The organism is Flavobacterium sp. (assembly GCF_027484705.1).
In the GTDB taxonomy this organism is placed as follows: Bacteria; Bacteroidota; Bacteroidia; order Flavobacteriales; family Flavobacteriaceae; genus Flavobacterium.
The window spans coordinates 307,858-333,740 of the sequence record NZ_JAIXSL010000016.1 but is presented as its reverse complement, the minus strand read 5'-3'; the positions used below and the strand labels follow the sequence as shown (position 1 = coordinate 333,740).

At 39.7% G+C, this 25,883-nt stretch carries 27 protein-coding genes; 13 read left to right on the top strand and 14 right to left on the bottom strand.

Annotation, left to right across the window (positions count from 1 at the left end; genetic code table 11):
* Positions 1 to 35 precede the first annotated feature (35 nt).
* On the bottom strand, positions 36 to 938 hold the full coding sequence (locus Q0058_RS10150) for a hypothetical protein (protein WP_298223514.1): 903 nt from the start codon (positions 936 to 938) through the stop codon (positions 36 to 38).
* Positions 939 to 940: 2 nt separating this feature from the next.
* A complete protein-coding gene (locus tag Q0058_RS10145) occupies positions 941 to 1,357 on the bottom strand; it encodes a DM13 domain-containing protein (protein ID WP_298223512.1) in 417 nt (138 codons plus the stop codon).
* Positions 1,358 to 1,549: 192 nt separating this feature from the next.
* Between Q0058_RS10145 and Q0058_RS10140 the strand changes: the two genes are divergently transcribed.
* A complete protein-coding gene (locus Q0058_RS10140; protein ID WP_298223612.1) occupies positions 1,550 to 3,046 on the top strand; it encodes an aminotransferase class V-fold PLP-dependent enzyme in 1,497 nt (498 codons plus the stop codon).
* A gap of 3 nt (positions 3,047 to 3,049) precedes the next feature.
* On the opposite strand, the gene Q0058_RS10135 is transcribed toward Q0058_RS10140, so the two are convergent.
* Positions 3,050 to 3,922, bottom strand: a complete 873-nt coding sequence (locus Q0058_RS10135; RefSeq protein WP_298223510.1) for a lysophospholipid acyltransferase family protein — start codon at positions 3,920 to 3,922, stop codon at positions 3,050 to 3,052.
* A 105-nt stretch (positions 3,923 to 4,027) separates the two neighbouring features.
* Between Q0058_RS10135 and Q0058_RS10130 the strand changes: the two genes are divergently transcribed.
* From Q0058_RS10130 to Q0058_RS10120, 3 genes are all read left to right on the top strand, one after another.
* Positions 4,028 to 4,669 carry a rhomboid family intramembrane serine protease gene (locus Q0058_RS10130; protein ID WP_298223508.1) on the top strand — a complete coding sequence of 214 codons (642 nt, stop codon included), beginning with the start codon at positions 4,028 to 4,030 and terminating at the stop codon, positions 4,667 to 4,669.
* Between the two features lie 50 nt (positions 4,670 to 4,719).
* The gene (locus Q0058_RS10125; protein ID WP_298223506.1) at positions 4,720 to 5,457 is read left to right on the top strand and encodes an SIMPL domain-containing protein; all 738 of its coding nucleotides are present in this window, start codon (positions 4,720 to 4,722) and stop codon (positions 5,455 to 5,457) included.
* A gap of 204 nt (positions 5,458 to 5,661) precedes the next feature.
* Entirely contained in the window at positions 5,662 to 6,534 is an 873-nt protein-coding gene (locus Q0058_RS10120) for a T9SS type A sorting domain-containing protein (protein WP_298223504.1), read from the top strand.
* A gap of 54 nt (positions 6,535 to 6,588) precedes the next feature.
* Here Q0058_RS10120 and Q0058_RS10115 read toward each other — a convergent pair whose 3' ends face one another.
* From Q0058_RS10115 to Q0058_RS10090, 6 genes are all read right to left on the bottom strand, one after another.
* The gene (locus tag Q0058_RS10115) at positions 6,589 to 6,969 is read right to left on the bottom strand and encodes a hypothetical protein (protein ID WP_298223502.1); all 381 of its coding nucleotides are present in this window, start codon (positions 6,967 to 6,969) and stop codon (positions 6,589 to 6,591) included.
* A gap of 220 nt (positions 6,970 to 7,189) precedes the next feature.
* Positions 7,190 to 7,771: a Maf-like protein gene (locus Q0058_RS10110; RefSeq protein WP_298223500.1), complete on the bottom strand. Its 582-nt coding sequence runs from the start codon at positions 7,769 to 7,771 to the stop codon at positions 7,190 to 7,192.
* The gene (locus Q0058_RS10105; RefSeq protein ID WP_298223498.1) at positions 7,764 to 8,693 is read right to left on the bottom strand and encodes a geranylgeranylglycerol-phosphate geranylgeranyltransferase; all 930 of its coding nucleotides are present in this window, start codon (positions 8,691 to 8,693) and stop codon (positions 7,764 to 7,766) included. Before Q0058_RS10105 ends, Q0058_RS10110 begins: the two co-directional genes overlap by 8 nt.
* Before the next feature lie 37 nt (positions 8,694 to 8,730).
* Positions 8,731 to 9,639: a hypothetical protein gene (locus tag Q0058_RS10100; RefSeq protein ID WP_298223496.1), complete on the bottom strand. Its 909-nt coding sequence runs from the start codon at positions 9,637 to 9,639 to the stop codon at positions 8,731 to 8,733.
* A 10-nt stretch (positions 9,640 to 9,649) separates the two neighbouring features.
* On the bottom strand, positions 9,650 to 10,177 hold the full coding sequence (locus tag Q0058_RS10095; protein WP_298223494.1) for an HAD family hydrolase: 528 nt from the start codon (positions 10,175 to 10,177) through the stop codon (positions 9,650 to 9,652).
* A complete protein-coding gene (locus tag Q0058_RS10090; RefSeq protein WP_298223492.1) occupies positions 10,170 to 10,919 on the bottom strand; it encodes a Rossmann-like and DUF2520 domain-containing protein in 750 nt (249 codons plus the stop codon). The genes Q0058_RS10095 and Q0058_RS10090 overlap by 8 nt, the downstream gene beginning before the upstream one ends.
* Before the next feature lie 164 nt (positions 10,920 to 11,083).
* Between Q0058_RS10090 and ccsA the strand changes: the two genes are divergently transcribed.
* On the top strand, positions 11,084 to 14,221 hold the full coding sequence (gene ccsA / locus Q0058_RS10085; protein WP_298223490.1) for a cytochrome c biogenesis protein CcsA: 3,138 nt from the start codon (positions 11,084 to 11,086) through the stop codon (positions 14,219 to 14,221).
* A 77-nt stretch (positions 14,222 to 14,298) separates the two neighbouring features.
* On the opposite strand, the gene Q0058_RS10080 is transcribed toward ccsA, so the two are convergent.
* Together Q0058_RS10080 and Q0058_RS10075 are read right to left on the bottom strand one after the other, a co-directional pair.
* Positions 14,299 to 15,084 (bottom strand): anti-sigma factor, encoded by a 786-nt coding sequence (locus Q0058_RS10080; protein ID WP_298223488.1) that lies wholly within the window; start codon positions 15,082 to 15,084, stop codon positions 14,299 to 14,301.
* Positions 15,084 to 15,617, bottom strand: a complete 534-nt coding sequence (locus Q0058_RS10075) for a sigma-70 family RNA polymerase sigma factor (protein WP_298223486.1) — start codon at positions 15,615 to 15,617, stop codon at positions 15,084 to 15,086. Before Q0058_RS10075 ends, Q0058_RS10080 begins: the two co-directional genes overlap by 1 nt.
* Before the next feature lie 392 nt (positions 15,618 to 16,009).
* Here Q0058_RS10075 and Q0058_RS10070 point away from each other — a divergent pair, with 392 nt between their 5' ends.
* Positions 16,010 to 16,588, top strand: a complete 579-nt coding sequence (locus Q0058_RS10070; protein WP_298223484.1) for a glutathione peroxidase — start codon at positions 16,010 to 16,012, stop codon at positions 16,586 to 16,588.
* A 3-nt stretch (positions 16,589 to 16,591) separates the two neighbouring features.
* Positions 16,592 to 16,891: a hypothetical protein gene (locus Q0058_RS10065; RefSeq protein WP_298223482.1), complete on the top strand. Its 300-nt coding sequence runs from the start codon at positions 16,592 to 16,594 to the stop codon at positions 16,889 to 16,891.
* A gap of 40 nt (positions 16,892 to 16,931) precedes the next feature.
* Here the strand turns inward: Q0058_RS10065 and Q0058_RS10060 are convergent, their stop codons facing one another.
* Positions 16,932 to 17,429, bottom strand: a complete 498-nt coding sequence (locus tag Q0058_RS10060) for a GNAT family N-acetyltransferase (protein WP_298223480.1) — start codon at positions 17,427 to 17,429, stop codon at positions 16,932 to 16,934.
* A 6-nt stretch (positions 17,430 to 17,435) separates the two neighbouring features.
* Positions 17,436 to 18,623, bottom strand: a complete 1,188-nt coding sequence (locus Q0058_RS10055; protein ID WP_298223478.1) for a thioredoxin fold domain-containing protein — start codon at positions 18,621 to 18,623, stop codon at positions 17,436 to 17,438.
* A gap of 127 nt (positions 18,624 to 18,750) precedes the next feature.
* Here Q0058_RS10055 and menD point away from each other — a divergent pair, with 127 nt between their 5' ends.
* The 3 genes from menD (at position 18,751) to ygiD (ending at position 22,342) form a co-directional block, all read left to right on the top strand.
* Entirely contained in the window at positions 18,751 to 20,412 is a 1,662-nt protein-coding gene (gene menD, locus Q0058_RS10050) for a 2-succinyl-5-enolpyruvyl-6-hydroxy-3-cyclohexene-1-carboxylic-acid synthase (protein WP_298223476.1), read from the top strand.
* 65 nt (positions 20,413 to 20,477) lie between these two features.
* Positions 20,478 to 21,332: a S1-like domain-containing RNA-binding protein gene (locus Q0058_RS10045; RefSeq protein WP_298223474.1), complete on the top strand. Its 855-nt coding sequence runs from the start codon at positions 20,478 to 20,480 to the stop codon at positions 21,330 to 21,332.
* A 173-nt stretch (positions 21,333 to 21,505) separates the two neighbouring features.
* Positions 21,506 to 22,342: a 4,5-DOPA dioxygenase extradiol gene (gene ygiD / locus Q0058_RS10040; RefSeq protein WP_298223472.1), complete on the top strand. Its 837-nt coding sequence runs from the start codon at positions 21,506 to 21,508 to the stop codon at positions 22,340 to 22,342.
* On the opposite strand, the gene Q0058_RS10035 is transcribed toward ygiD, so the two are convergent.
* Entirely contained in the window at positions 22,339 to 22,767 is a 429-nt protein-coding gene (locus Q0058_RS10035; RefSeq protein ID WP_298223470.1) for a PH domain-containing protein, read from the bottom strand. The genes ygiD and Q0058_RS10035 overlap by 4 nt on opposite strands.
* 124 nt (positions 22,768 to 22,891) lie before the next feature.
* Here Q0058_RS10035 and Q0058_RS10030 point away from each other — a divergent pair, with 124 nt between their 5' ends.
* From Q0058_RS10030 to Q0058_RS10020, 3 genes are all read left to right on the top strand, one after another.
* Positions 22,892 to 23,725 carry a 1,4-dihydroxy-2-naphthoyl-CoA synthase gene (locus tag Q0058_RS10030; protein WP_298223610.1) on the top strand — a complete coding sequence of 278 codons (834 nt, stop codon included), beginning with the start codon at positions 22,892 to 22,894 and terminating at the stop codon, positions 23,723 to 23,725.
* A gap of 98 nt (positions 23,726 to 23,823) precedes the next feature.
* Positions 23,824 to 24,339 (top strand): PH domain-containing protein, encoded by a 516-nt coding sequence (locus Q0058_RS10025; RefSeq protein WP_298223468.1) that lies wholly within the window; start codon positions 23,824 to 23,826, stop codon positions 24,337 to 24,339.
* Positions 24,340 to 25,839 carry a PH domain-containing protein gene (locus Q0058_RS10020; RefSeq protein WP_298223466.1) on the top strand — a complete coding sequence of 500 codons (1,500 nt, stop codon included), beginning with the start codon at positions 24,340 to 24,342 and terminating at the stop codon, positions 25,837 to 25,839. It begins immediately after the preceding gene.
* The last annotated feature ends 44 nt before the right edge of the window (positions 25,840 to 25,883 follow it).

Here is a 25,883-nt window from a genome sequence, read left to right as displayed (position 1 = left end):
TCCCGGCTCCTGAAAAATCTCAAAATCTCACAGTTCTAAAATCTAATTTTATATATCACACCAGCCGTAAACGAACGCGTCAAACCGTCGGGGCGAATGTCGCGGACGACAAATGGTGTGGCTACAGTAAATTCGAGCGCGTTGTTTTTATTGAAATGGTATGCGCCGATCAAATTCCCATTGATCGTTAATCCGTCTGAACCTTCTATGTTTTCACGTTTTCCGAAAATGCTTTCAAAGCTGTCTTCTCCTAAATGATAAAGGAATAAAACATTAGGTTTGAAACTCCATTTTTTATCGTGTGTTTGGTAAGTGTAAGTCGTGCGGAACAAAGCATCAGGTTTTCGCCTGAACAAATTCGTCGACGGAAAATCATCGGTTCCGGAATATTCCTTAAAGTAAGAATTGCTGTTGATATTAAAAACCGGCAATTGCAAACCGGCGTTGAAATCCCAGTTTTTGTAGTTTAAATTCGTCCCTAGAATCAAATCGAAAGTGCCCAAACTCGCCTGATAATCGAGCGGTAACGAATAGCCGTTGATTTTCAGATTCGATCTTGTAAACGGAAATTTCGCCCCGAAAAGCGTACTCCATTTGGTGGTTTTTTTTGTTTTCCAGAGGTAATTTCCAATCAGATAAGCATCGCCAAATTGTCCGCGCTTTCCGAAATTACCGCTCGCTAACGAATAAGTGACTTTGGTGCTCAATGCGAATTGCGCATTCCATTGGCGTGTGTAAGTCACGTAAGGGGAAAAATACTTGACGTCTGCTTCTCCGGCTCCGAAGATGCTTCCGAATTCCAAGCTGTTTTTTGGTGCTTTTTCGATATCCTGAAAGCTGTTTCCAACCGAACAGATGCCGGCATCGCTGCAACCTTGTGCTTTGATTGTTCCGATATTCATCAAAAATAATACGGTGAGTAGAAGGGTTTTTTTCATGATTAATTCGAGGTTAAAGGAGCAATGGCAAACAAATGATTGTATTGCTGACAATGGATCAGCACGTGCGAATAATCGCTTACATTCACTTGTTGCGGCACATCATAAACCGTCGCGGAAGTTAAATTGCCAAGATTGACAAATTCGCTCGGAACGGAAGATTTTGACAAATAGACTTTTAAATCCGGGCCACTGGAAACGTCGAAATTTTCTAGTTTTACACGATATTGCGTGCCTTCCAGATAGATTTTCGCCTGACCGCTTACGTTGATTCCCGAAGTAGGGGAAAAATCACCGGAATATTTGAGGATGGAAGTCATTTCAATAGGTTTGATAACTTTGTCGTGCGTGAGTGCGCCTTCTTCCTGACAAGCGGTGAAAGCCAGGAGCAGCGTTGCAATTAAAATGGTTTTCTTCATAACTTTTCAATTTTTATTCAAAGTTATTTAGGCGACGCTTTGGGTTTTGTCGTGTAGTTTACATTTCAATGAAAGTTTTTAAAAATAATCTTGTGACCTTATAATATGATAATCTTTTAAAAAAAAATCAAACGTTTTCGTTGGCGCCAAAAATCTAAAAAAAATGTATCTTTGGCATCAAATATCATCGCTATGAATGCCAACGCAACAGCCACTTTGCCTACAGAATTAGAGCAGTATTTCCAGGAATTCCGCAAGAACATCGTCGGAATCGACCAGGAATTTCTTTCGCCTTTCGGAACCAAGAAAATCATCTATACCGATTGGACTGCGAGTGGTCGTTTGTACCGTCCGATTGAGGAAAAAATGCTGCGTGATTTCGGACCTTTCGTAGCCAACACGCATACTGAAACCACCGTTACCGGAACCGTAATGACTTTGGCTTATCATGAAGCGCGACATATCATTAAGCATCACGTGAACGCCAATAACGATGATGTGTTGATTACGGATGGAACGGGAATGACAGGCGTTGTGAATAAATTTCAGCGCATTTTAGGATTGAAAGTTCCTGAGAATTTAAAACCACATACCAAAGTGCCACAGGAAGACAAACCGATTGTTTTCATTTCGCACATGGAACACCATTCGAACCAGACTTCATGGCTTGAAACGATTGCTGATGTTGTTGTGATTCCTGCTTGTGAAAAAGGCTTGTTTTGTCTTGATCAGTTTACGGCTCAGGTCAATAAATATCAGGATCGATCTATAAAAATTGCTTCCATTACTTCCTGTTCGAATGTGACCGGAATCAAAACGCCGTATCATGAAGTCGCTAAAATCATGCACCGAAACAACGGATTGTGCTTTGTAGATTTCGCTTGTTCGGGGCCGTATGTCAAAATCGATATGCATCCTGAAGATCCTGAGAGTTACCTCGATGCGATTTTTTTCTCGCCGCATAAATTCCTTGGCGGACCGGGAACTACTGGTGTTTTGGTGTTCAATAAGAAATTATACCGCAATATGGTGCCCGATAATCCTGGTGGAGGAACAGTGGCCTGGACGAATCCTTGGGGCGAACACAAATTCATCGAAAACATCGAAGACCGCGAAGATGGCGGAACACCGGGTTTTCTGCAAGCCATCAGAACGGCTTTGGCGATCCAGCTCAAGGAAAAAATGGGTATCGATAACATCCTTAAAAGAGAACACGAACTCGTCGATTATATTTTTTCTGAATTGGGCAGCATTCCGAATATTAAAATACTGGCGGGTCAACACCAAAATAGATTGGGCGTGATTTCGTTTTATATTGATGATTTGCATTTCAATCTTGGCGTGAAATTACTCAATGACCGTTTCGGAATCCAGACACGTGGCGGTTGCAGTTGTGCCGGAACTTACGGGCATTACTTATTGAATGTCGATCAGGAAACCTCGCATACTTTGGTCTGTCAGATTGATTCAGGTGATCTGATCCAGAAGCCGGGTTGGATTAGAATGTCGATTCATCCCACAACTACAAATGCTGAAATTCAATATGTTTGTGACAGCATCAAAATATTGGCGGCAAACCATGAAGTTTGGGGTAAAGAGTATCAATACAACAAAAACTCCAACGAATTTTTACATAAAAATGCGCAACCACTTGAAAAAGCCATGGTGAAAAAGTGGTTTGAATCTTAATTCTTAATTTCTTCTGTGTTTCCAGCGTTTGTGCGTCCATAAGTAAAATTCGGGCGCTTCATAAATCTGTTGTTCGACGAGCGTCAGGAACTTGTCTGTGATCTGGTAATTAGGAACAGATTTCACGTCTTCGGAAAGCAGTTCAAAGCTCGCTTCATAAAAACCTCTTTTGACTTTTCGGGTTCTGAGGAAAATGACATTCATATCGTATTTCTTGGCCAGCATTTCGGCGCCGGTATGCACGGGAACTTCAATGCCCATGAATGTTCCCCAATGATAAGTTGAGGAAATTTTAGGCGATTGGTCGCTTGCAAAACCGTAAATACTCAATACTTTATTCCTGTAATTGTTGCTGATGACCGGAATGGTTTCTTTGGTGGTGATCAGATGTGCTTTGAAACGCGAACGGATGTCTTTGACCAGTTTGTCGAAATATTTGTTGCTGATGCGTTTGTAGATGCCTACGCCTTTGAATTCGATATGGTGGTTCATCGAAACGGCCCATTCGTAACTCGCGTAATGGGCGCACATTAACGCGATACTTTTCTGTTTGGTTTCGAGTTCCTTGTAAACTTCAAGGTTGGTGAATTTATAACGGCGCTCGATTTCCTTTCTCGAGATGGTCATGGTTTTGGCCATTTCAAGGAACAGGTCGCACATGTGGTGGAAAAATTTCTTTTCGATGACACGTCGTTCTTTGTCTGACAAATGTGGTAAGGCAATTTTCAAGTTTTCACGGACCGTTTTTTTGCGGTAGCCTATTACATAATAAACCAAAGCGTAAATGCAATCTGATAAAAAGTAGAGCAACCGAAAAGGCAGCATCGAAATTGTCCAGAGAATCGGATAAATAAGAATATAGACTAAAAACTGCATCAAGTGGATAATTTCGACAAAGATACATTTAAAACGACATTTAAAAAACCGGGTTTAACAAAAGCTATAGAAACAATTTCTATTTTTACCAAAAAATAACCCATCATGAATTACACACTTCTTCTCATCATTGTCATCAATCTGTTGGTCAGTTTCAAAGGTTTCGGTGATGAATATTTTTTTAGGAAGTACGAATTTCACATCGGCAGTATCCGCGCAGGCGAGCACATTCGCATGATCACATCGGGATTTTTGCATGCTGATTTCGGGCATTTGTTTTTCAATATGTTTACGTTGTATATGTTTGCGCCGGTCGTGATCGGGTATTTCGGCAGTTTTTCATTTCTGATTGTTTATCTGGGCAGTCTGATTTTCGGCAGTTTACTCACGTTGCTGTTTCACAAAGACGATTACAGTTACCGTGCTATTGGCGCTTCAGGAGCTGTCACAGGTGTTTTATATTCGGCAATTTTGTTGCAGCCTGATATGAGTTTGTATTTGTTTTTCATTCCGATTGCAATTCCCGCGTATCTTTTTGGAATCGGTTATTTATTGTATTCGATTTATGGCATGAAAGCCAAGAACGACAACATCGGGCATACCGCGCATTTCGGCGGCGCAATCGGCGGTTACCTGATTACAATTCTCAAGCAACCCGATATGCTGACCAACAATACTTTTATGGTGGTTTTGCTGGCCATTCCGATTGTGATTCTTTTTGCATTAGCCAAAGCCGGAAAGCTATAATGGCATACGTTTTGGTAAACCCGAGTTTCAAAATTTTAAAAACCTTTATTATGAAATCGCAGATTCACGAAAACAAAAAAGACAATTATTTAAGCTTGAGTAAAAAATCAGCCTTAATTTTATTCGCATTATTTACAACAATGATCCATTCTCAAGAAATGAAACAAATCCCAACCATTAATGTTTCCGGTGAAGGAAAGATTAAAGTAACTCCAGATCAGGCCGCCATTTCCATTTCCGTGGAGACCAAAGGCGCTAAAGCGGTAGACGTCAAGAAAGAAAACGACACTAAGATTGATGCCGTTTTGAAATACATCAAGAAAATGACTATCGCCAAGGAAGATTACCAAACCCAACGCGTTTCGTTGTATCCGAATTACGATTATGAAAAAAAGAAAACCAGTTACATCGCCACGCAAACCGTATATGTGTTGTTGAAAGACCTTAATAAATACGATGTGTTGATGGACGGTTTGGTTGATCTAGGCATCAACAGGATTGACAACGTCGAATTCAAATCCTCTAAAATAGACCAATTGCAATCCGATGCTAGAAAGTTAGCCATCAAGGACGCGAAAGCCAAAGCGGAAGATTTCGTTTCGGTATTGAACCAAAAAGTAGGGAAGGCATTGACGATTTCAGACAATTCGCAAGTCAATTATCCGCCGAGACCAATGTATGAAATGAAAACCATGGCGATGGCCGACGGCGCGGCACCAAGAGAAACCTTAGCTACAGGAGAAATCGAACTGGTGGTCAATGTCAGTGTAAGTTTCGTTCTGGAATAATCAAAAAAAATATATTTTAAAAAACCGTTTCATCATTTGAAGCGGTTTTTTTTGCTTTATGATTTTAGTCGATGCCTCTTAAAAATGCTGTTCAACGTTTTTCTAAGTTAGTTGCAGAAAAAAAAAGGTTAGTCAGATTGTTGTCTTTAATATTGTACTCACAAATCAGGAAGATCCCAAGTCTACTTATTTAAAACTTAAATTATGAAAGCTAAACTAACCTTTACGGCTATTTTGTTATGCGCTTTTTTGCAAGGCGCTTTTTCCCAGAGCTACATTCCGATGCTCAACAATTCCACCTGGATTCTTAAAGATTTCGTTTCGTGCTGCAGGCCATCGGAAACCAAAACCATTGAGGCCGGTGAAGATGTTGTGATCGGTTCAAAAACCTACAAAAAATACATCGACCCGTTTTCAGCTCCGGGCAACAGCAATCATGTTGTTTATTTGAGGGAAAATAAAGAGGACAGAAAAGTATACACTTTAATCAACGGAACTGAAGTATTGCTTTACGACTTCAATTTGTCTACGGGAGATACTTTCGGAATTTTTGACGTCACTTCAGATTATGTTATGCTCAACGGAGAAAATCACAAAAGAATCCAACTGAGTCATTTTGATGAAAACTACCAGATTACTTTAACGCAAACCTGGATTGAAGGCGTGGGCAGTATCGCACATCCGTTCCGACCTGCGTTCAATATGTATAACGGTTTATCCGCAAGTGGTGGGCATTCCGTGAATCTGGTTTGCAGTTTCCAGGATGGGCAGCATGTTTACGGTAATGAAGATTGCACTTTACAGTTTTTAAGTACCTATCAAAATGTTGTTTCAGCTGCGGCGATTGCATTTTCTCCAAATCCATTAATTAGCGAACTTACGATTAGTTCAGAGTCGTCGCTTCAGAATGCCACGTTCAAACTTTATAATATTCAAGGGCAATTGGTAAGGGAAATCAATAATCTTTCAGGGAATTCGATTACTGTGAATAGGGAAAATCTAAGTTCAGGATTGTATTTCGTTCAACTGTTCGAAAACAACAAATTGATAAAAGACACAAAATTGTTGGTGGAATAAAAAGACTATCCGACTCAAAAATAAAGAATGGTTCTCCTAAGAAAAAATCAATTATTAATTCTTAGAGAGGGCCATTTTTTTGACGCGCTCATTGGTGATGTAAGGGTATTTTTTCTTGTGTATCTCCACAAACTGGCAAGGATAATCATCATCATAATCTGTAATGTATACGGTTGATTTGTTGTAAATTGAATAACCTCTGTAACCTTCCGGTATTTCTTCAGCCGTGATCCATTCACCATTTTCTTTGTAATAATAGATGTTTTTGAAAGTGTCAAAATAGGCCTCAAGATTCGGAAAATAATAGTACCTCAATTGACAATTCGTAACTGGATTGAAAAGTGGTGTTGAATCAGTCTCAGTTTTTGCTTTTTGAGCGAAACCAGATTGGAAACATAACAGCACTATAACAATCATCGATAGTGTTTTTTTCATGATACTTGTTTTATTCGGAAAACCGAAATTGGTTTGATGCAATGTATCGTTCCTTTTCATAACTAATTGACGATGTAAAAATAATTAAAAATTTTAATAAAAATAGATAAAGTGTAAAAAAATATCGATGAAATGCATTTTTTTTAATTTAAAGTAATCTTAATATTACAATTTAACAATATTATGTTTACTCCTTTATGTTGTATTCATTGAAGTGGATTTATAATTGCTTCAGGTATTGATAGACTTTATCGACCGGCATTCCCATCACATTCGGATAAGAGCCTTCAATTTTGGCGACGCCGATATAACCAATCCATTCCTGGATGCCATAACTTCCGGCTTTATCATAAGGTTTGTATTTATTCAGGTAATATTCGATTTCCGCATCTGAAAGCGCATACATCGTAACTTTAGTGACTTCAGAAATGACTTCCGTTTTGTGTTTGGTCTTAAAACAAACCGATGTAATGACCCAATGGGTTTTGTCAGATAATGATTGCAGCATCTTAAAAGCATCGTCATAATCTTTGGGTTTCCCGAGGGCTTTGTTTTCATGCCAGACAATCGTGTCGCTGGTCACGAGGATTTCATGGTCGTTGAGTTCACCTTCAAAAGCATCACTTTTAAGCACGGCTAGATAATCTGTAATGTCTTCTTCGGTCAGGTTCGGCGGATAAATTTCCTCGACTTCCTTGAGCCGGATTTCAAAATCGAGATCCAGGTCTTTGAAGAATTGTTGCCTTCGCGGAGAGCCTGAAGCCAGTATGATCTTGTAATTTTTGAGTTTTTCTCTAAGCATGGTGTTTAATATTGTATGCCACGACAGCAATGGAAATTATGCCAAACAAAAGCACCAGTTTTAAAACTTTGCTCAAATGCTGAAAATCCTTTTTGGTTTTGGCTGACCAGGATTTGATTGTAAAATAGAGTAGTGGCCCGACCACACATAATAAAGTGTAAATCATCGTCGCGTATAAATTGCCCGCGGCGAAGTATTCATTCGTATAATATAAAAGCACTACGAGTGGAATAAAACTCAAACCGAATACGACACGCGAGGTTCTTTGCACACCCAAAACAATAGGCAACGTAGTCATGCCTTGGTTGTAATCGCCATTGACATCTTCAAGATCTTTGACGATTTCGCGGATGAAATTGATCATGAACGCAAAAATCGCATAGTCGATCAAAATCGAAAACAATACCGACATTTCTCTTTGATTGCCTTCGTAAGTCGCCGGGAACAAATCATAAATCCCAATGATGATTACGCTGAATGAAAGCAACAACGCAATAATAATGTTTCCAATCAAAAGCGTTTGTTTCAAGCTCGTCGCATACAAGTAAAGCATTGCTGCAATCAGTATAAAAATCGTCGCAAATCCCGGTTTCATAATCACATTAGATAAATAGAAACCGATACCAACACCAGTAATGTTTAATGCTACATATATATTGTATGCCGCAGCTTCTGAAATTTTATTGCCAATAATGATTCGATTCGGCCTGTTTTCGGAATCGGTATCCTGATCAAAAACATCATTGATGACATAACCGCCAGCCGCAAGGAGCAAGGTCGAAAGTACCAACAATATATATTGCCAGTCGGCCAATGACAAAGGAACATTTTGCCATTTCAGAAAACCGTAACGGAAAAGCAATTGCATGAACGCCAGCATCAAAAGATTCTGGTAGCGTATGAGTTTGAAAAATGAAAACATTATTTAATGATATTTTTTTGAGTAAATAAAACAGCAATTATTCCCATATATAATTTAAAGTCATATAATTTGGATCATTTGGAAACTCACTAAAAACTATTGATAGCGGATAATTGTCAGCATCAAAGGTGTAAGCATAGGTTTGTTTGTAAGAATAATCGTTGAATTGATACCATTCTATTTGTGTGGCATATTTGTTTCCCTGATTTTTAACCAATGCTTCACGAAAGTTATCAAAACTGGCAGATCTCGATAGAAGGTCATGATAAAAAGTAACCGTGCTGTTCAGATCGATTTTCAGGGTATTACCATAAATAACAGATAAGTTGATGTTATCCGTTGTCCTGTCGAACGAACCTTCATTGATAGGACCAGACCCTGAAATGCAATTGCCATCAGCATCATAACCAAAGGTCATATCATCGCACAAAATACCGTTTCGGGTAATTTTAATAGAGCTAACTTTTCCTTGCGGATTCAATCCGAAAACTACGATTTCAGGGTATGAATCTGATCGCGTGCGTGTTATAGTGTTAGCGCTATAAGTAATGTCAAAGGTTCTGCTGTATGAAGGCAATCCGGTTTCCGTAGTTTCTTGAACAACCGTTGCGATTTTACCATCCGTATTGTAGGTGTAACTGGTAATTTTCTTTTCGTCCAGAGTATTCGTTGCGGTATACCAATAGGATTCTTCACGCTCCAATTGGTTTGACGCATTGTAAACATACTTTTGAGCAACATTTCCCGTAGCATTGTCGTTGATCTCAGTAATGATTCCTTCAGTATCGTAGACAATATCCTGAGTATAAACGCTTCCGTCTGCATTATGATAAACCAATTGGCTGACCCGCTTGGGTGCCGGATTGTTATTGGTACTCGAATCATCTGACGAACACGATAAAAATAACCCAAAACAAACGGCGAATAGTAAATTTAATTTTTTCATAAAATGTTATTTAGTCGTGTTTTCCATCGTAATACAAATGCCATTTGCCCTGCACTTTCATCACTTGTTCGATGACTTCACGCACCGCGCCCCGACCTCCGTTTTTGTGCGAAATGTATTTCGAGATCGCTTTAATTTCCGGACTCGCATCTTGCGGACAAGTCGGTAAACCCACGAGTTGCATCACATGGTAATCGGGAATGTCGTCGCCCATATACAAGACTTCTTCCGCTTTGATGCTGTACAATTCAATATATTCCTTGAAAGTTTCGACTTTGTTCGGTGACGCCAAATGAATATCCGTAACGCCAAGATTTCTCAAACGAATTCTCACACCTTCATTGTTTCCACCCGAAATGATGCAGACGTTGTAACCGCTTTCGAGAGCCGCTTTCATCGCAAACCCATCGCGAATGTTCATCACACGCAACATCTCACCGGTTGGCGTTACGTGCACGGAACTGTCGGTCAAAACGCCATCAACGTCAAAAATAAACGTCGTGATCTGGTTCAGGATTTCCTTATAATTCTTATTCATGTTGTTGTATGGATTGGGTCAATAAAGTATAAATCGCTTTTTGATTTTCGTCATTCAATAAGGCCAAATGGCTGTCAATCGTTTGCTGGTCTTTTCTCTTAGCTGGGCCAGTTTGTGCTTCAGCGGGCGAAAGTACTAATATTTTTGCTGCCGTTTCTTCAATCAATGGTTTTAAAATATCGAAAGACAATTGATGCTCGTTACAAAGATCTGCGCCAATCTGATAAAGATGGTTCGTAAAATTGCTTACAAAAACCGCCGCTACATGCAAAGCTTTGCGTTGAACAGAATCCATCACAAAAACATGATTTGAAATGGATTTCGCTACCGAAGAAAGGATTTTAAAATCATCTTCGTTTTCACTTTCAAGACCAATCGGAATGCTACTAAAATCAACCGCTTTATTTTTTGAAAAAGTCTGCACCGGATACAAAACCGCTTTCCGGTTGTTGTCGGCCAATGCACTCATGGGAACGCTTCCCGATGTATGCGCAACCAATTTATTGGCAAAAGGAATTTTTTTGGACACTTCAGCAATCGCTTGGTCAGTAACAGCAATAATGTATAAATCCACTTCGCGCAGTTGTTGGAAATCCGTAATGATTTCAACCGATGGAAAATTTCCGATACTTTCAGGATGCCTTGCCAAAACCTGAACCAACGCCACCGCTTCAGTTTTCACAAAAGCCGAAATCAGATGTTGCGCGACATTTCCGGAGCCGATAATGCTGACTTGAATCATGGCGCAAAATTATCGAAAAAAGTTTATTTTTCAGTATTTAAAAGCAGTTTTGTATTTGGGTCTACAAATCTTAAATATCCCTTAAAACCTCATAAAATCAAATTTGTTACTCAACATTTTTACCTACTTTTGCGTGACTTTTTTAATACACTAATTCCAACCCAATGGAAAAAAAGATGCTTTCCTTTTTGTTCTCTACACGTTTGATGGCTTTTTTGTTTCTGGCTTACGCTGTAGCGATGGCTACCGGAACTTTTATTGAAAGTGAATACAACACTGATACCGCGAGAATACTAATCTACAATACCAAATGGTTCGAAGCGATTCATGTGTTTTTCCTGATCAATTTTATCGGGAACATCAAAAGATATCAGTTGCATAAAAAGGAAAAATGGGCGACATTGTTGTTGCATTTGTCTTTTATTTTCATCATCATCGGTGCCACGATTACAAGATACATCAGTTATGAAGGCATGATGCCCATCCGAGAAGGCGCTACAGAAAATAAAATCTATTCCGACAAAACCTTCCTGACCATTTTCGTCGATGGCGAATATAAAGGCGCGATGAAACGCAGGATTTTCGAAAACCCGCTGTTGCTTTCACCAGTTACCGATAATAGTTTTTCGATTGATGAAGAATTTGCTGATATTCCATTCGAAATCAGTTACAAGAATTACCTGATGGGCGCGACGGAAACTATTAAGGAAGATGCCAAAGGAAACGTTTACCTCAAAATGGTCGAATCGGGCGGCGGTTCCAGACACGAACATTACCTTCAGGAAGGCAAGATCGAAAACATCCACAACACGCTTTTCAGCTTAAATAAATTTGTAAAAGGCGCGGTTAACGTTAACACCACTGGAAAAGAATACACGATTCAGACGCCATTCGACGGACAGTTTATGCGCATGGCGGATAAAATGCAAGGCAAAGTCATTAAAGATGCGACACAACCTTTAATGCTTCGTTCTTTATATAACGTAGGCGGAAGCCAGTTCGTGTTTCCTGAAGCCGCAATGAAAGGGTTCAAAATCTATAAATCGAACAACGATTTCAAAGCGAAGAAACATGACGATGCTTTGATTCTGACTGTTAAATCACAAGGTAAAGAAAAAGAAATTACACTTTTAGGAGCCAAAGGAAAAGCCGGAGAACCGCAAGTATTCAGTTTAGGTAAACTCGATTTTACGTTAAGTTTCGGAAGCAAAGTATACGATTTGCCGTTCCAAATCAGACTGAATGATTTCATCGCGAGCAAATATCCCGGAACCGAGAAAAGCTACGCCGCGTTTGAAAGCAAAGTTACGGTAATCGATAAAGCCAAAACTACCGACGCCCGAATTTACATGAACCACATTCTCGATTTCGGCGGCTATCGTTTCTTCCAGTCGTCGTTCGATCCGGACGAAAAAGGAACCGTACTTTCTGTGAACCACGATTTCTGGGGCACATGTATTACTTATGCGGGTTATTTCATGTTGTTCTTTGCGATGCTGGCGATTTTGTTCACCAAACATTCGCGCTTTGCCGATATCAAACGCAAACTCGAAGTCGTCAAAAGCAAAAAATCCAAACTGATAACAATCCTGTTACTGTTTTTAAGCTTTAACGTTTTTTCGCAAAACCATGCAAGTCATGCGCCGACGATGCAGCAGATTGATTCGTTGCTTACAAGATATAAAGTAACCGAAGCACACGCCGCAAAATTCGGAAGATTGGTGGTGCAGGATGAAGGCGGACGTATGAAACCCGTGAATACTTTTTCTTCGGAATTGTTACGCAAAGTCAGTAAGAGCGATACTTATAAGGATATGAATTCCGATCAGGTTTTTCTTTCGATGGTGCAATTTCCGCGGGTTTGGTTTGAAGTGCCGCTGATTTACATCAAAAACGGAAACGACAGCATTCGCAAAATTATCGGTTTGGATGCCAAAGAAAAATACGCTCCGTTCATCAAATTCTTCGATGATAAGGGCAATTATAAGCTTACGCCTTATCTTGATGAAGCCTACAAAGCCGCCACACCAGATCAATTTCAGAAAGATTTCATCGAAACAGACAGGAAAGTCAATTTGCTCAATTCAGCTTTGAGCGGAGCTATTCTGAAAATTTTCCCGATTCCGAACGATCAAAACAACAAATGGATTTCTTATCTCGAACTCGATCACGCGAACATCCACGGCATCGATTCGACGTTCACCAAGAACATTCTTCCATTATATATGAGTGCTCTCGACAGCGCGACCATCAGGAAAAATTACGTTAATGCGAATTTCTTTTTGCAAAGCATCGAAAATTACCAGAAGAAATTCGGGAAAGCGGTGCGTCCGAGCGAACAAAAAATCGATTCTGAAATTACTTACAACAAATACGACATTTTCAAGAAACTCTACTATTTGTATATGCTGACGGGCGTTTTGATGCTGCTTTTCACTATCGTCAACATCTTTTTTGAAAAGAAAGGGATCCGATTAATCATCAACGGTTTCCATATTTTGATTGGTGTTTTGTTTCTACTGCATACCGCCGGACTTGCCGCGCGCTGGTATATTTCAGGCCATGCGCCGTGGAGCGATGCTTATGAAAGTATGATTTATGTGGCTTGGGCGACGATGTTTTTTACGCTGGCTTTTGATATCAAATCGAAATTGACGGTAGCTTCGGGTACTTTCGTAGCGTCGATGATTTTGATGATCGCGCACTGGAACTGGATGGATCCTTCGATTGCGAACCTGCAACCCGTTTTAAATTCGTATTGGCTGATGATCCACGTGGCGGTAATTGTCGCGAGTTACGGGCCTTTCACTTTAGGAATGGTACTAGGCGTTGTTTCTTTAATACTAATGCTGTTCACGAATGAAAAGAACAAAGTCAAAATGGATCTGAACATCAAGGAAATCACTTACATCAACGAAATGGCTTTAACCATCGGACTTGTAATGCTTACGATTGGAAATTTCCTTGGCGGGCAATGGGCCAACGAAAGTTGGGGAAGATACTGGGGTTGGGATCCGAAAGAAACTTGGGCGCTGATCAGTATTATGATTTATGCTTTCGTAATCCATGCGAGATTTGTTCCGAGTTTGCGCGGTAAATGGATTTTCAATCTGATGAGCATCGTAGCTTTTTATTCGATCATGATGACGTATTTCGGAGTGAATTTTTACCTGACCGGAATGCATTCCTACGCGAGCGGTGATAAAGTAGTGACACCATCTTTTGTATATTATTCCGCAGCTTGCGTCGCGATTTTAGGCTTGTTTTCGTACTTCAGTTACCGAAAGTATTGGAAGAAATAATTTTTTGATTCACAAAAAAAGGTTCCATTTGGAACCTTTTTTAATTATCAATTATCAATTGTTAATTATCAATTAATCTAGACTTTTCCTAAAGTATACAATTGCTCCATAGTCGGCGATGCGCTTCCGCCAGCCGGCTCTAAAGTAATTCCGAAAGCTTCGGCGCCATTGGCTTTGCTAACTGCAAATATCTTTTGACTGTCTTTTGAGAAGTCGGCTAACAAACCGATGCTGGTTGGTGTTAACGGATTCAGTTTTAAAGCCCAAACCTGATATACTTTTCCTTCCGGTGGTTCCGGTAAACCCGCGGCATCTACATAAACCACTTGGGTTTCTTTGTTGTAATACACTTTCGCGTAAGATTTCGGAGAAACGGCTTGTCCGCCCAAAGTCACTATAGTATTTTTCACATCGCGAACTACTGCTAAAGCATCTTCAGTTTGCTTGTATTTGATTTCTGAATTGACGAGTGCTTCCTGCAGTTTCATTTTTTCGCCTTCGACGGTCACAACCTGCATTTTCGTTTTGTTCAAAGTGGTGTATTGATAACCAACACCGAATAATAAAACGACCGCTGCGGCCCAGCCGATGTATTGGAACCTGTTGTTTTTGGTTTCCAGCGGGATGACTTTGCTGTGTTTTAGTTCGAGTTTGGTTTTGATTTTTTCAAAGTTTTCTACCGATAAGAACGGACAAAAACTTGAGGAAAGATTCACTATCGATTTCTCGATCGCAATGATTTCGTTATCGATTTCTTTATGCTCTTTGGCCAGTTTCGCGATTTCCTCGTTTTCACTTTCGCTGAGCAAGCCGTAAACATAAAGTTCTAAAGTACCTGATGCAATGTATTCGTTTGGGGTCATTATACAATTTTTAAAAAAATTCGTAGATCATTGATGCAATTCCGGTTCTGGGTTTTTACCGTTCCTAAAGGAATCTGCAGTTCTTCCGAAGCTTCTTGCTGCGTGTAACCTTTAAAGAACAATAAGTCAATCAAAGCGATGCATTTGGGTTTGAGTTTCTTGACAAATTCCTGAATGCCGATCGTGTCGATCTTGTGGGTCAATTTGTTGCTGTCGTCGAGTAGATGTACGAAATTATCCGCAGACAGGTTTTTCTGACTGTTGTTGTAACCTTTGGAACGCAGCTTGTCAATCGCGGAATTTCTCGTGATGTTGATCATCCACGTATACAAACGGCCTTTTGATTCAGAATAACTGTCGATGTTTTTCCAGATTTTAACGAACACTTCCTGCAAAACGTCTTCGGCTTCTTCGCGATCCTTGATCAGATTGGAAATCACGGCAAAAAGACTTTTGGAATACATGTCATAGAGCATCGTATAGCCTTTTTCGTCCTTTTTATGGATTAAAATTAAAACTTCTTCTTGTGTCATACCTATTTTTTTGAAACACAAAGCTAAACAAAGTTTTGCTAGCATGATTCACCGCATTATAATTATGTAATGTTCAGCAATAATTTCATGGCTTTTTAAAACCGTAAAGACAACAATACCGTATTTCAAATAGTAACACAGAAGTTAAGCGCTATGAAGCAAACTCAATAAAACCCGATTTGTTCCAATATAAGCTCATGATTTTAAATGAATCATAAAAACCTAAGTGGATGGATTTCCACAAATTATAAACTCTAAGATTGTGTTTTGTTTGTTTTATTGTGTTGGATGAAAGCCCGGGATTTTTTTCTGGGCTTTCTTTTTGGCATAACTTTATCAAATGTGAACCCTGACTTTATCCCTTTTTAATTAATTTTAGAAAAAAATTACTCATGAAAACATTATTCTTAGCGGCAGCCAGTGCTTTATTGTTTCTGAATTGCCAAGGCCAACCTAAACAAACCTTCCAATCCACAGCAAAAGTCATGGAAAAACAAAACATTTATCAGTTTAAAGTTGATGATTTATCAGGCAAAACATTAGATTTCAGCAGTTTGAAAGGAAAGAAAATCCTGATTGTCAATACAGCATCCAAATGCGGATTGACGCCGCAATACAAAGAACTCGAAGCGCTCTACAAAAAATACAAAGCCCAGAATTTTGTAATCGTCGGTTTTCCAGCGAACAATTTCGGACAACAAGAACCCGGAACTAATAAAGAAATCAGCACGTTCTGCGAATTGAACTACGGCGTGACTTTCCCGATGATGTCAAAGATTTCTGTCAAAGGAAATGATATGCATCCGTTGTACCAATTCCTGACGCAAAAATCTAAAAACGGATTGCAGGATTCAGAAGTCGAATGGAATTTTCAAAAATATTTAATCAACGAAAAAGGCGAATTGGAGCAAGTCATCAAGCCGCAAACCTTACCAAGCGATCCGGCGATTGCGAAGTGGATTCAGGGATAAAAAATGAAGCAACACAAAAAGAACATTCCGCACATTCTCAATACTTCTGCGACTTTACTGGGTTTGTGTTTTGTGGTTTTGACTTCATTGAAAGTAAACAAGTTCAGTGAAGGATCGATCATCGACGAATTGACTTCTTTCGCCATCATCATGTTTTTGGCGAGCTGTGTGTTTTCTTATCTTTCGATTCGAAGTACCGATTTGTCGATGGTGAAATTTGAAAAAGTGGCGGATACCGTTTTTCTTTTAGGCCTTTTATTGCTGTTCGTGATTACGATGCTGATCACGTTCAATTTTATATAATCACCATTGATGCAGTTTCAACAATTGTATCAGTGGTTTTTTATTTCAAAATCAATTGCATGAATTGTAAGTCGAGCCATGTTCCGAATTTGAAACCGACTTCTTTCAAAATCCCATTTTCAGTGAAACCGAATCTTTTGTGAAATGCGATGCTGTCTTTGTTGGCTGCATCAATTCCGCCAATCATCACATGATAACCTTCAGATTTTGCAAGTGCAATCAGTTCGGTGAGCAGTAAAGTTCCGATGCCTTTTCCAATGAATTCCGGCGCCACATACACAGAATGTTCGACCGTATATTGGTAACCGATTTTTTCCCTGAAAGTGCCGTAAGTGCCGAAACCAATCGCGTTTCCGTTTTCAACCGCTACAATGATCGGGAAATTTTTAGACTGTTTATCCTCAAACCATTTGATTTGCTCGTCGAGCGTTTGCGCTTCATACAAATAATTCGAAGTGGTGTGTAAAATAGCATGGTTGACAATGCCCAAAATATTAGGAACATCTTCCAAAGTCGCTTTTCTAATTTTGATGCCCATAGGAAATTATTTCTGAGTCAATTCGGTCAACAAATCATCAGCTTCTTTGGTTTTCCAGCCTAAAGCAGCATTTCTGTCTCTGGCTTTGGTCGCCCAGATTAAGGCTTCTTTATTCTCTTTAATCTTCTGATACAATCTTGCTAATATGACTTGCGTATCGTAAGTATCGTTGAGCGCTAAGGATTGGTGTGCCCAGCGGATGGCGTATTTGAGGCTTTCGGTATCGGCGACGTGTTTCCAGTAATTAGCGGCAATTTCCATTAGTGTTTTGGCATCCTTTGCCGCGAATTCATCAGCGGATGCTTTGGTGACGGTTTTGTATTTTTTCCAATTCAGTGTTTTCTCAGCAATACGCATATCAAAATCGAACAACAGCGAATCATTCTTTCTCGTATGAATCGTTTGTGCAATGAGACGCTTTTTTTCATAACCGATTGTATCTTTAAATTCTACAGGTAACGTCAGTAATTCCGTAACAATGTTTTCGATTTTGCGCTGTACGCGTTTGGGCGAGGCGACGGCTTCGAATTCCTTCTGGTGCTGCAACACATATTGAAATTCACGCGATTGAATATCCGTAACACCATTGGCGATGATTTTCCAATTCGTACTGCTGACGAGTTGCGCATCGCTTTGTGTAGCTAAATATTTTTGTGCGATGGGCGACAATAGAGAACGATCACGTCCTTTATTAAGCGCCGACAGATAAGCCAGACATTTATCGCCATTGCTGACGTCCGCGAGAAACTGCTGTTCCAAATACACGATTTGTTTCTCTTTGGTCAAAGCGTTTTTGGCTTCGGTAACAAAAGCTTCTGATTTGAATTCGCCGCTCGTGTTGTAAAGTTCTTTGCCATCTTCATCGAGAAACAAAAAAGTAGGATAGAAGCGGATGCCGAATTTTTTCTTGAAGAAATCGCCTTCGCCTTTTTCGACGTCCTGCCAGGCCGGAATGAAATTTTTATTGATAAAATTGACGACCAAAGTATCGGTGAACACTTCGCTTTTCATCTTGTTGCAATGCGCGCACCAAGTGGCATAAAGCATATAAAATACAGGTTTGTGTTCTTTTTTGGAACGTTGCAACACTGATTGGTATCCACTTTCGTCAAACTGAATTTTGTTTTGGGCACTCAAATCAGTGGCTAAAACCAACGCAAGAAAAGTAAGGAGCAATGATAGTTTAATTTTCATTTGTGGTGATTTTCAATTTCAAAAGCGGTTTCATGCGAACAAATATATTTGGTTTTTTTAGAATCTACGTCTTAAAGAAGTGCTAAATTAGCGGCTTTGTTGTAAATTTGTTTTCACTTTATCCATAATGAATTATCCAAAAATACCTTTAGCCCAAAGCATCATCCAGATTTGTCTGGCTAAAGGCGTTACACAAATCGTGATTTCACCGGGTTCTCGCAACGCACCGCTGACTTTAGGTTTCGTAAGCAATCCTGAATTCACTTGTTACAGTATTGCCGACGAACGTTGTGCCGCATTTTTTGCGATGGGAATGGCCCAACAGATCAACAAGCCTGTGGCATTAGTTTGTACTTCGGGTTCCGCAGTTTTGAATTATTATCCTGCTTTTGCTGAAGCATTTTACAGTCAGATTCCATTGATTGTGATATCTGCGGATCGTCCATTTAGTAAAATTGATATTGGTGATGGACAAACCATCCGTCAGATGAATGTATTGCAGAACCATTCGTTGTTCAACGCCAACTTGACCGAAGGTGAAACGGATGAGAATGATTTCAAAATCAACGAGGCGATTACTATTGCACACAGACAAAAAGGACCAACCCATATTAATGCGCCATTTGAAGAACCTTTGTATCAAATGACACGGAAGTTGACGGTCGATCCGACGATTTCGGCTTTTGGTAAAGTGTTCAAAAATATTTCGATTGAAGATATTATCGCCTGTACGAACATTTGGAATTCTGCCAGAAAAAAACTGATCCTGATTGGTGTTAATGGTCCTAATGAAATTGAGCAGGAAACCATTGATATTCTGGCAAACGATCCTTCTATTGTTGTGATGACTGAAGCGACATCGAATGTAAATCATCCAACTTTTTTGAATCATATTGATACCATCATTACGCCTTTTAAAGAAAAAGATTTTTTGGCGTTCCAACCTGAAATCTTAATCACTTTTGGCGGCATGATTGTGTCGAAACGCATCAAAGCCTTGCTCAGGACTTATCGCCCGGAACACCATTGGCACATTGATCCGTTGCGTGCTTACAATACGTTTGGTGCTCTGGCGCATCATTTTGAAGCGAATCCTAATGATTTCTTTCACCAGATTTTGCCTTTCACCAAAACGGTAAAAAGTGATTATGCGCAAACGATGCAGAAAATTAAAAATGCGCGTGAAGTCAAGCATCAAAAGTATATGGAGAAAGTGGGTTTTTCAGATCTCAAGGTTTTTGAAATCACGTTGTCTGCTTTGCCGAAGCAATCGGTTTTGCAATTGAGCAACAGTTCGGCGATTCGTTATGCGTTGCTGTTTGATTTCGATCCTAGCATTTCGGTATTTTGTAATCGCGGTACGAGTGGCATCGACGGAAGCACATCTACAGCGATTGGAGCAGCGGTAGGCAATAAGAAACAGACTACTTTAATCACCGGTGACATTGGTTTTTTATACGATAGCAACGCCTTATGGAATCAATACATCCCGAAGGATTTCAAAATCATTTTGATTAATAACGGCGGCGGCGGCATTTTCAGGATCCTGCCCGGACATCAGGAAACCAAAGTTTTCAATACTTTTTTCGAGACTTCACATTGCTTAACGGCCGAACATTTGGCGAAAATGTACGGTTTCGATTATACGATTGCGAGCGATGAAGCCAGCCTGAAATCGGGATTGACGGCATTGTTCGACCAAAATTCAAAACCAGCCATCTTTGAAGTTTTCACACCAACACTCGATAACGATAAAATTCTCCTGCAATATTTCAAGGAATTGGTGTAGTTACTTCCTACCTTTGCAGCGCTGACCTCAAAAGCTTAGCACCTCAGAACTTAGCACTTTTCAAAATGATTGAAATAGGAAAATACAATACGCTTACCATATTGCGCGATACCAAAGTGGGTTTGTTTTTAGGCAATCCGACGGAAGATCCTGATGGAATCCATGATATTTTATTGCCGAATAAATACGTTCCGCATGAGTTTGAAATTGGCGATGAACTTGCGGTTTTCGTTTACTTAGACCATGAAGAACGTCCGGTTGCGACGACTTTGGAACCTTACATTTTGTTGAATGAATTTGCGTTACTGCGCGTCAATTATGTGAATCAGGTCGGCGCATTTATGGATTGGGGCATGGAAAAAGACATCCTCGTTCCGTTCAAAGAACAAGCGCGCCCGATGGAAAAAGGCAAACGCTATCTAGTGTTTTTATACATGGATGAAAAAACCAACCGACTTGTTGCTTCTAGTAAAACCAACCAGTTTCTATCCAATGAAAACCTGACGGTCGAAAGAGGCGAGGAAGTTGATTTGATCGTATCGCATATTACCGAAATCGGCATCAATGTCATCATCAACGAATTGCATAAAGGTTTGGTGTATAAGGATGAAGTTTACGACGATGCCATTAGAACCGGAGATCGTCTCCGAGGTTATATAAAAACGATCCGCCCTGATAATAAAATTGATGTTTCGCTGCAGAAATTAGGCTATGAGAATATCGAACCCAATGCGCAGAAAATTCTCGACGAACTCAAAGCCAGCCGGGGTTTTCTGAGACTCAACGATAACAGCCATCCTGAAGATATTAAGACCGTTTTGAAGATGAGCAAGAAGACGTTCAAAAAAGCGATTGGCTCTTTATATAAGGACAAATTGATTGCTATTAAAGATGACGGAATTTATCTCGTCTCAGAATAGTATTTGATTCTTCTGAAAATAAACGCCAATTGTTCAAACTGCAATTGGCTTTTTTTATTTAATATTATTTTAATTGGGAATGATTTCTCTAAAATAATTTTATATTTGTATATACAAATGTTTGGGTTTTGGAACGAAAAGATTTTATAAAAACACTAATAGGAGGCATGGCCATGGCATCATTACAACCGTTCTATAACTGGACGAAAGATTTGACCGAAGAAGAAACTAAACTTCCTGTATTGTTTATTGGCCACGGTTCGCCAATGAACGGAATCGAAGACAATGAATTCTCAAGAACCTGGATGAAATTCGGAAAGGAAATCCCAAAACCTAAAGCCGTTTTAGTAATTTCGGCGCACTGGCTCACCAACGGAACTTATGTCACCGCGATGGATTATCCGAAAACGATTCACGATTTTGGAGGTTTTCCACAAGCTTTATTTGATGTGGAATATCCAGCAAAAGGAAACCCAGAATTAGCAGAATTTACTTCAAATCTGATCACTTCCACAAACGTTGGTTTAGACCACGATTGGGGTTTAGACCACGGTACCTGGACTGTCGTTCGTCATATGTATCCCGATGCTGATATTCCGGTGCTGCAGTTGAGCATTGATTACAACAAACCGCCGCAATACCACTTTGATCTGGCCAAACAGTTGCAAGCGTTGAGAAAAAAAGGCGTTTTGATTATCGGAAGCGGTAATATGGTACACAATCTCGGCATGGTCGCCTGGGACAAATTGCAGGAACCAGAATACGGCTTCGATTGGGCGCTAGAAATGAACCAATTGTTCAAGGAAAAAATTGGCAATCGCGATTTTCAATCGTTGATTCAATATGAAAAACTCAATGCCGCTGCAAAACTAGCCATACCAACGCCCGATCATTATTATCCTTTGCTTTATACTCTAGGATTACAGGATGACAAGGATGACATTTCGTTCTTCAATGACAAAGCTGTCGGCGGTTCGCTGACCATGACTTCGGTAAAATTTGGGACTTAGTTTGTAACCTCGATGTTAGGATTGATTTTCAACAATTCGTTGAGGAAAACATCACTTTTGTCAGGCGATACGTATACATCTTCGTATTGGTCATAAGTAATGATGAAACCTTTGGTGTCAAGCGCCGGTTTCATGGTTACCGGAACATGCAAACCTGAAAAATATTTGATTTTCTGGATTTTTTCAATGTCAATTCTACCACGAAAGGGTCCCGAACGATACAAAAGAAAATGTTGTTTGATGACATAACGCGTGTCGAGCAATATCCATACAATCAAAGCGATCACGAGTGAAAGCAATACAATTGGCAACGTCGAAAGATGTTCCTTTTCTAATCCGATGGCTAAAAGAACAATCATGCTAATCACAATAAACCAAAGAATGGCTACGGTGTAAATGTTTTTGGTAGAAAGAAATCGATTCATGGGGTTTGAGTGGTTTTCATTCGTAAATAATCGGTTGCGGACGATTCATTTAAATTTTTTAAATTCAGGGTCAAATATAAAAAATCCTTTATTTTTACGCTAAATTAATACAAATACTGATATGATTGACTGGAAAACGGTAAAAGAATTTGAAGATATCACTTATAAAAAATCGAATGGCGTGGCGAGAATCGCTTTCAACCGCCCGAATGTGCGCAATGCCTTCCGACCAAAAACGACTTCTGAGTTGTATCAGGCTTTTTATGATGCGCAGGAAGATACGTCGATTGGCGTAGTTTTGCTTTCTGCCGAAGGACCGTCCACTAAAGACGGCGTTTATTCTTTTTGTAGTGGAGGCGACCAGAACGCACGTGGCCATCAGGGTTATGTAGGCGATGACGGACAACACAGATTGAACATTTTGGAAGTTCAAAGGCTTATTCGTTTTATGCCAAAAGTGGTTATAGCGGTGGTTCCGGGTTGGGCAGTTGGCGGCGGGCACAGTCTTCATGTGGTTTGCGATTTGACGTTGGCGAGCAAGGAACACGCGATATTCAAACAAACTGATGCTGATGTGACCAGTTTCGATGGCGGATATGGTTCTGCTTATTTAGCCAAAATGGTCGGTCAGAAAAAGGCGCGTGAAATTTTCTTTTTAGGCCGTAATTACTCCGCTCAAGATGCTTTCGACATGGGTATGGTAAACGCTGTGATTCCACATGAGGAACTTGAAGATACGGCTTATCAGTGGGCGCAGGAAATTTTACAGAAATCGCCGACCTCAATAAAAATGCTGAAGTTCGCTATGAATTTAACCGATGACGGCATGGTCGGACAACAAGTGTTTGCTGGCGAAGCCACGCGTTTGGCCTATATGACGGAAGAAGCCAAAGAAGGGCGTAATGCCTTTCTTGAGAAGCGGAAACCAAATTTTGGCGATAATAAGTGGCTGCCTTAAAATAAAACAATCATTTCATAGGATGTCATAAATATATTTGTGTAAATTCGTCAAAACACCATCAGACTTTCAAAAGAATTGCAGCAACGCTAGACCCAATGGAAAATTTCACCAACGAAACGATTGATACGACTCAGCTTCCCAAGTTTGAGGAAGTTGTGCTTTCTAAATTGCATCCCGCTTACTGGAAAATCATCTTAATTCAGATTGCTTTGGTATTCATAATCATTAGTGTTGGTTTTCTTCTTTTGGTCAATAATGCTGAAGAAACTATTCCATTTCAATGGCAGATTGGTCTGGGAATTTTGTGCTTCTTTTTGCTGGTTGTGTTATTTTCCAGAATCGGATTCAACAAAAAAGGATTTGCTTTTCGCCAGCACGATGTACTTTTTCGTCATGGCATTATTGCTACTAATACACTTGTAATTCCTTATAATAGAATACAACACGTCGCTTTACATGAAGGCATCATTTCTCGTTATTATGGCTTGGCAAAGATCGAGATTTTTACTGCAGGTGGAAATTCAAGCGATATTGAAATTCCTGGTATTGAAAAAGAACAGGCAGAAAACATCAAACAATTGCTGATGGGCAAAATTCAAAAGGAATTGTAAATGGAACTCTTCAATCAACCACAAAAGCAATCCCCGGTCGGAATATTGGTGCTTTTTTTCGATACGCTTTACCATTACCTGCGGGCGATTTGGCCGATTTTGGTCGTTTGGGTTTTTAAGTTTGATGAAGTGAATAAAACCTATTTGCTGCTGGGTATCGCAGCGGTTGTGTTGCTCGTTGCAGTGATCGCTTATCTCAAATACCTCAATTTCACGTTCTACATCGATGCCGATAAAGAGGAATTCATCATCAAAGAAGGCATCTGGAGCAAAACAAGAACTACTATACAACTTCACAAAATTCAACAGGTTAACATTACGCAATCCTTGATTCAGCGCGTTATCGGTGTTTATGCACTTGATGTTGATACCGCTGGAAGTGATGTCAAGGAAGGAAAAATCAAAGCTATTTCGCACGAACTCGCCTTAGCCTTAAAATCAAAATTGCTTCATAACGAAAGAAGAAGAAATACCGTTAACCCTCAAACAATTCCAACTGAAGCGAACCTTGAGCAAAGCCATCCGTTCATCAGCATCAGTCTTTTGAGTCTAATTAAGATGGGAATCACTTCCAATTATGTCAGAAGCTTTTCACTGCTTTTGCTTTTTTTCTTCACCGTACTGGATTATGCCGAAAAAATATTGGGTGTGAGTATCTGGGACGAGAAGGATTTTGAGCATTATGTCGATACCGAACTGCTGATCCGAAGTTTTACCTTAGTGCTTTTGTTTTTGTTTCTTGTAATTATCATGATTAATTTAGCACGGATTATCATCAAATATTTCGATTATAAAATTACCCGGCAACAAGGTTCGCTTTTGATTTCTTTCGGATTGCTTAACACCAAAAGCACCATCATCAAACCTGAAAAGGTTCAGATTACGGCGGTTTCACAGAATTACTTTCAGAAGAAGATGAATATTTTGCATCTCAAAATCAAGCAAGCATCACACAACGAAAAGGAAGAACGCAATGCAGCTATAGAAATCCCTGGCTGCAACCGCAATGAGAAAGACGCCATCCTGAAACTGCTGTTTCATAAAATCCCACAAAAAGGCGTCATGCTTAAACCCAATTACCGAAAGCTAGTTTTTGCCATTTTTCTTACGATTGGCTTGCCTCTGATGGGTTATCTCATTTTTAGAAATAATATTCCGACACTCGCAAAAGAATACGATTATGGTGCCTGGATTTATGTTATTTTTGTAAGCACGATTCAGTTCTTCAAATTCAGAAATAACAGGCTGTTCATTCACGATGATTTTATCATCCGACAAAGCGGTGCCTGGGATATCAGCAATGAAATCATCGAACCGAGTAAAATACAAGCCATCACAACCTCACAATTGTTCTGGCATAAAAGCGTCAACATCGGCTCGATCATATTGCATACAGCAGGCGGAAATATTGCTTTTCAACTTGGGAATTATACAGCAATCAAACAATATGTAAACCTTTGGCTGTATGAACTCGAAAGATCGGACAGCAACTGGATGTAGTTCAATGAAAAATGAATAGTTAATAATGAATAATTGAACGCTCC

Bases quoted from the DNA above. Each gene is read 5' to 3' on its own strand.
- Q0058_RS10090 (WP_298223492.1), bottom strand. From the start codon at position 10,919: ATGATTCAAGTCAGCATTATCGGCTCCGGAAATGTCGCGCAACATCTG.
- Q0058_RS10070 (WP_298223484.1), top strand. From the start codon at position 16,010: ATGAAAACATTATTCTTAGCGGCAGCCAGTGCTTTATTGTTTCTGAAT.
- Q0058_RS10125 (WP_298223506.1), top strand. From the start codon at position 4,720: ATGAAATCGCAGATTCACGAAAACAAAAAAGACAATTATTTAAGCTTG.
- Q0058_RS10095 (WP_298223494.1), bottom strand. From the start codon at position 10,177: ATGAATAAGAATTATAAGGAAATCCTGAACCAGATCACGACGTTTATT.
- Q0058_RS10075 (WP_298223486.1), bottom strand. From the start codon at position 15,617: ATGACACAAGAAGAAGTTTTAATTTTAATCCATAAAAAGGACGAAAAA.
- Q0058_RS10025 (WP_298223468.1), top strand. From the start codon at position 23,824: ATGGAAAATTTCACCAACGAAACGATTGATACGACTCAGCTTCCCAAG.
- Q0058_RS10110 (WP_298223500.1), bottom strand. From the start codon at position 7,771: ATGCTTAGAGAAAAACTCAAAAATTACAAGATCATACTGGCTTCAGGC.
- Q0058_RS10060 (WP_298223480.1), bottom strand. From the start codon at position 17,429: ATGGGCATCAAAATTAGAAAAGCGACTTTGGAAGATGTTCCTAATATT.
- Q0058_RS10115 (WP_298223502.1), bottom strand. From the start codon at position 6,969: ATGAAAAAAACACTATCGATGATTGTTATAGTGCTGTTATGTTTCCAA.
- Q0058_RS10100 (WP_298223496.1), bottom strand. From the start codon at position 9,639: ATGAAAAAATTAAATTTACTATTCGCCGTTTGTTTTGGGTTATTTTTA.
- Q0058_RS10080 (WP_298223488.1), bottom strand. From the start codon at position 15,084: ATGACCCCAAACGAATACATTGCATCAGGTACTTTAGAACTTTATGTT.
- Q0058_RS10135 (WP_298223510.1), bottom strand. From the start codon at position 3,922: ATGCAGTTTTTAGTCTATATTCTTATTTATCCGATTCTCTGGACAATT.
- Q0058_RS10150 (WP_298223514.1), bottom strand. From the start codon at position 938: ATGAAAAAAACCCTTCTACTCACCGTATTATTTTTGATGAATATCGGA.
- Q0058_RS10130 (WP_298223508.1), top strand. From the start codon at position 4,028: ATGAATTACACACTTCTTCTCATCATTGTCATCAATCTGTTGGTCAGT.
- ygiD (WP_298223472.1), top strand. From the start codon at position 21,506: ATGGCATCATTACAACCGTTCTATAACTGGACGAAAGATTTGACCGAA.
- Q0058_RS10120 (WP_298223504.1), top strand. From the start codon at position 5,662: ATGAAAGCTAAACTAACCTTTACGGCTATTTTGTTATGCGCTTTTTTG.
- Q0058_RS10045 (WP_298223474.1), top strand. From the start codon at position 20,478: ATGATTGAAATAGGAAAATACAATACGCTTACCATATTGCGCGATACC.
- Q0058_RS10035 (WP_298223470.1), bottom strand. From the start codon at position 22,767: ATGAATCGATTTCTTTCTACCAAAAACATTTACACCGTAGCCATTCTT.
- Q0058_RS10105 (WP_298223498.1), bottom strand. From the start codon at position 8,693: ATGTTTTCATTTTTCAAACTCATACGCTACCAGAATCTTTTGATGCTG.
- Q0058_RS10065 (WP_298223482.1), top strand. From the start codon at position 16,592: ATGAAGCAACACAAAAAGAACATTCCGCACATTCTCAATACTTCTGCG.
- Q0058_RS10020 (WP_298223466.1), top strand. From the start codon at position 24,340: ATGGAACTCTTCAATCAACCACAAAAGCAATCCCCGGTCGGAATATTG.
- ccsA (WP_298223490.1), top strand. From the start codon at position 11,084: ATGGAAAAAAAGATGCTTTCCTTTTTGTTCTCTACACGTTTGATGGCT.
- Q0058_RS10140 (WP_298223612.1), top strand. From the start codon at position 1,550: ATGAATGCCAACGCAACAGCCACTTTGCCTACAGAATTAGAGCAGTAT.
- menD (WP_298223476.1), top strand. From the start codon at position 18,751: ATGAATTATCCAAAAATACCTTTAGCCCAAAGCATCATCCAGATTTGT.
- Q0058_RS10055 (WP_298223478.1), bottom strand. From the start codon at position 18,623: ATGAAAATTAAACTATCATTGCTCCTTACTTTTCTTGCGTTGGTTTTA.
- Q0058_RS10145 (WP_298223512.1), bottom strand. From the start codon at position 1,357: ATGAAGAAAACCATTTTAATTGCAACGCTGCTCCTGGCTTTCACCGCT.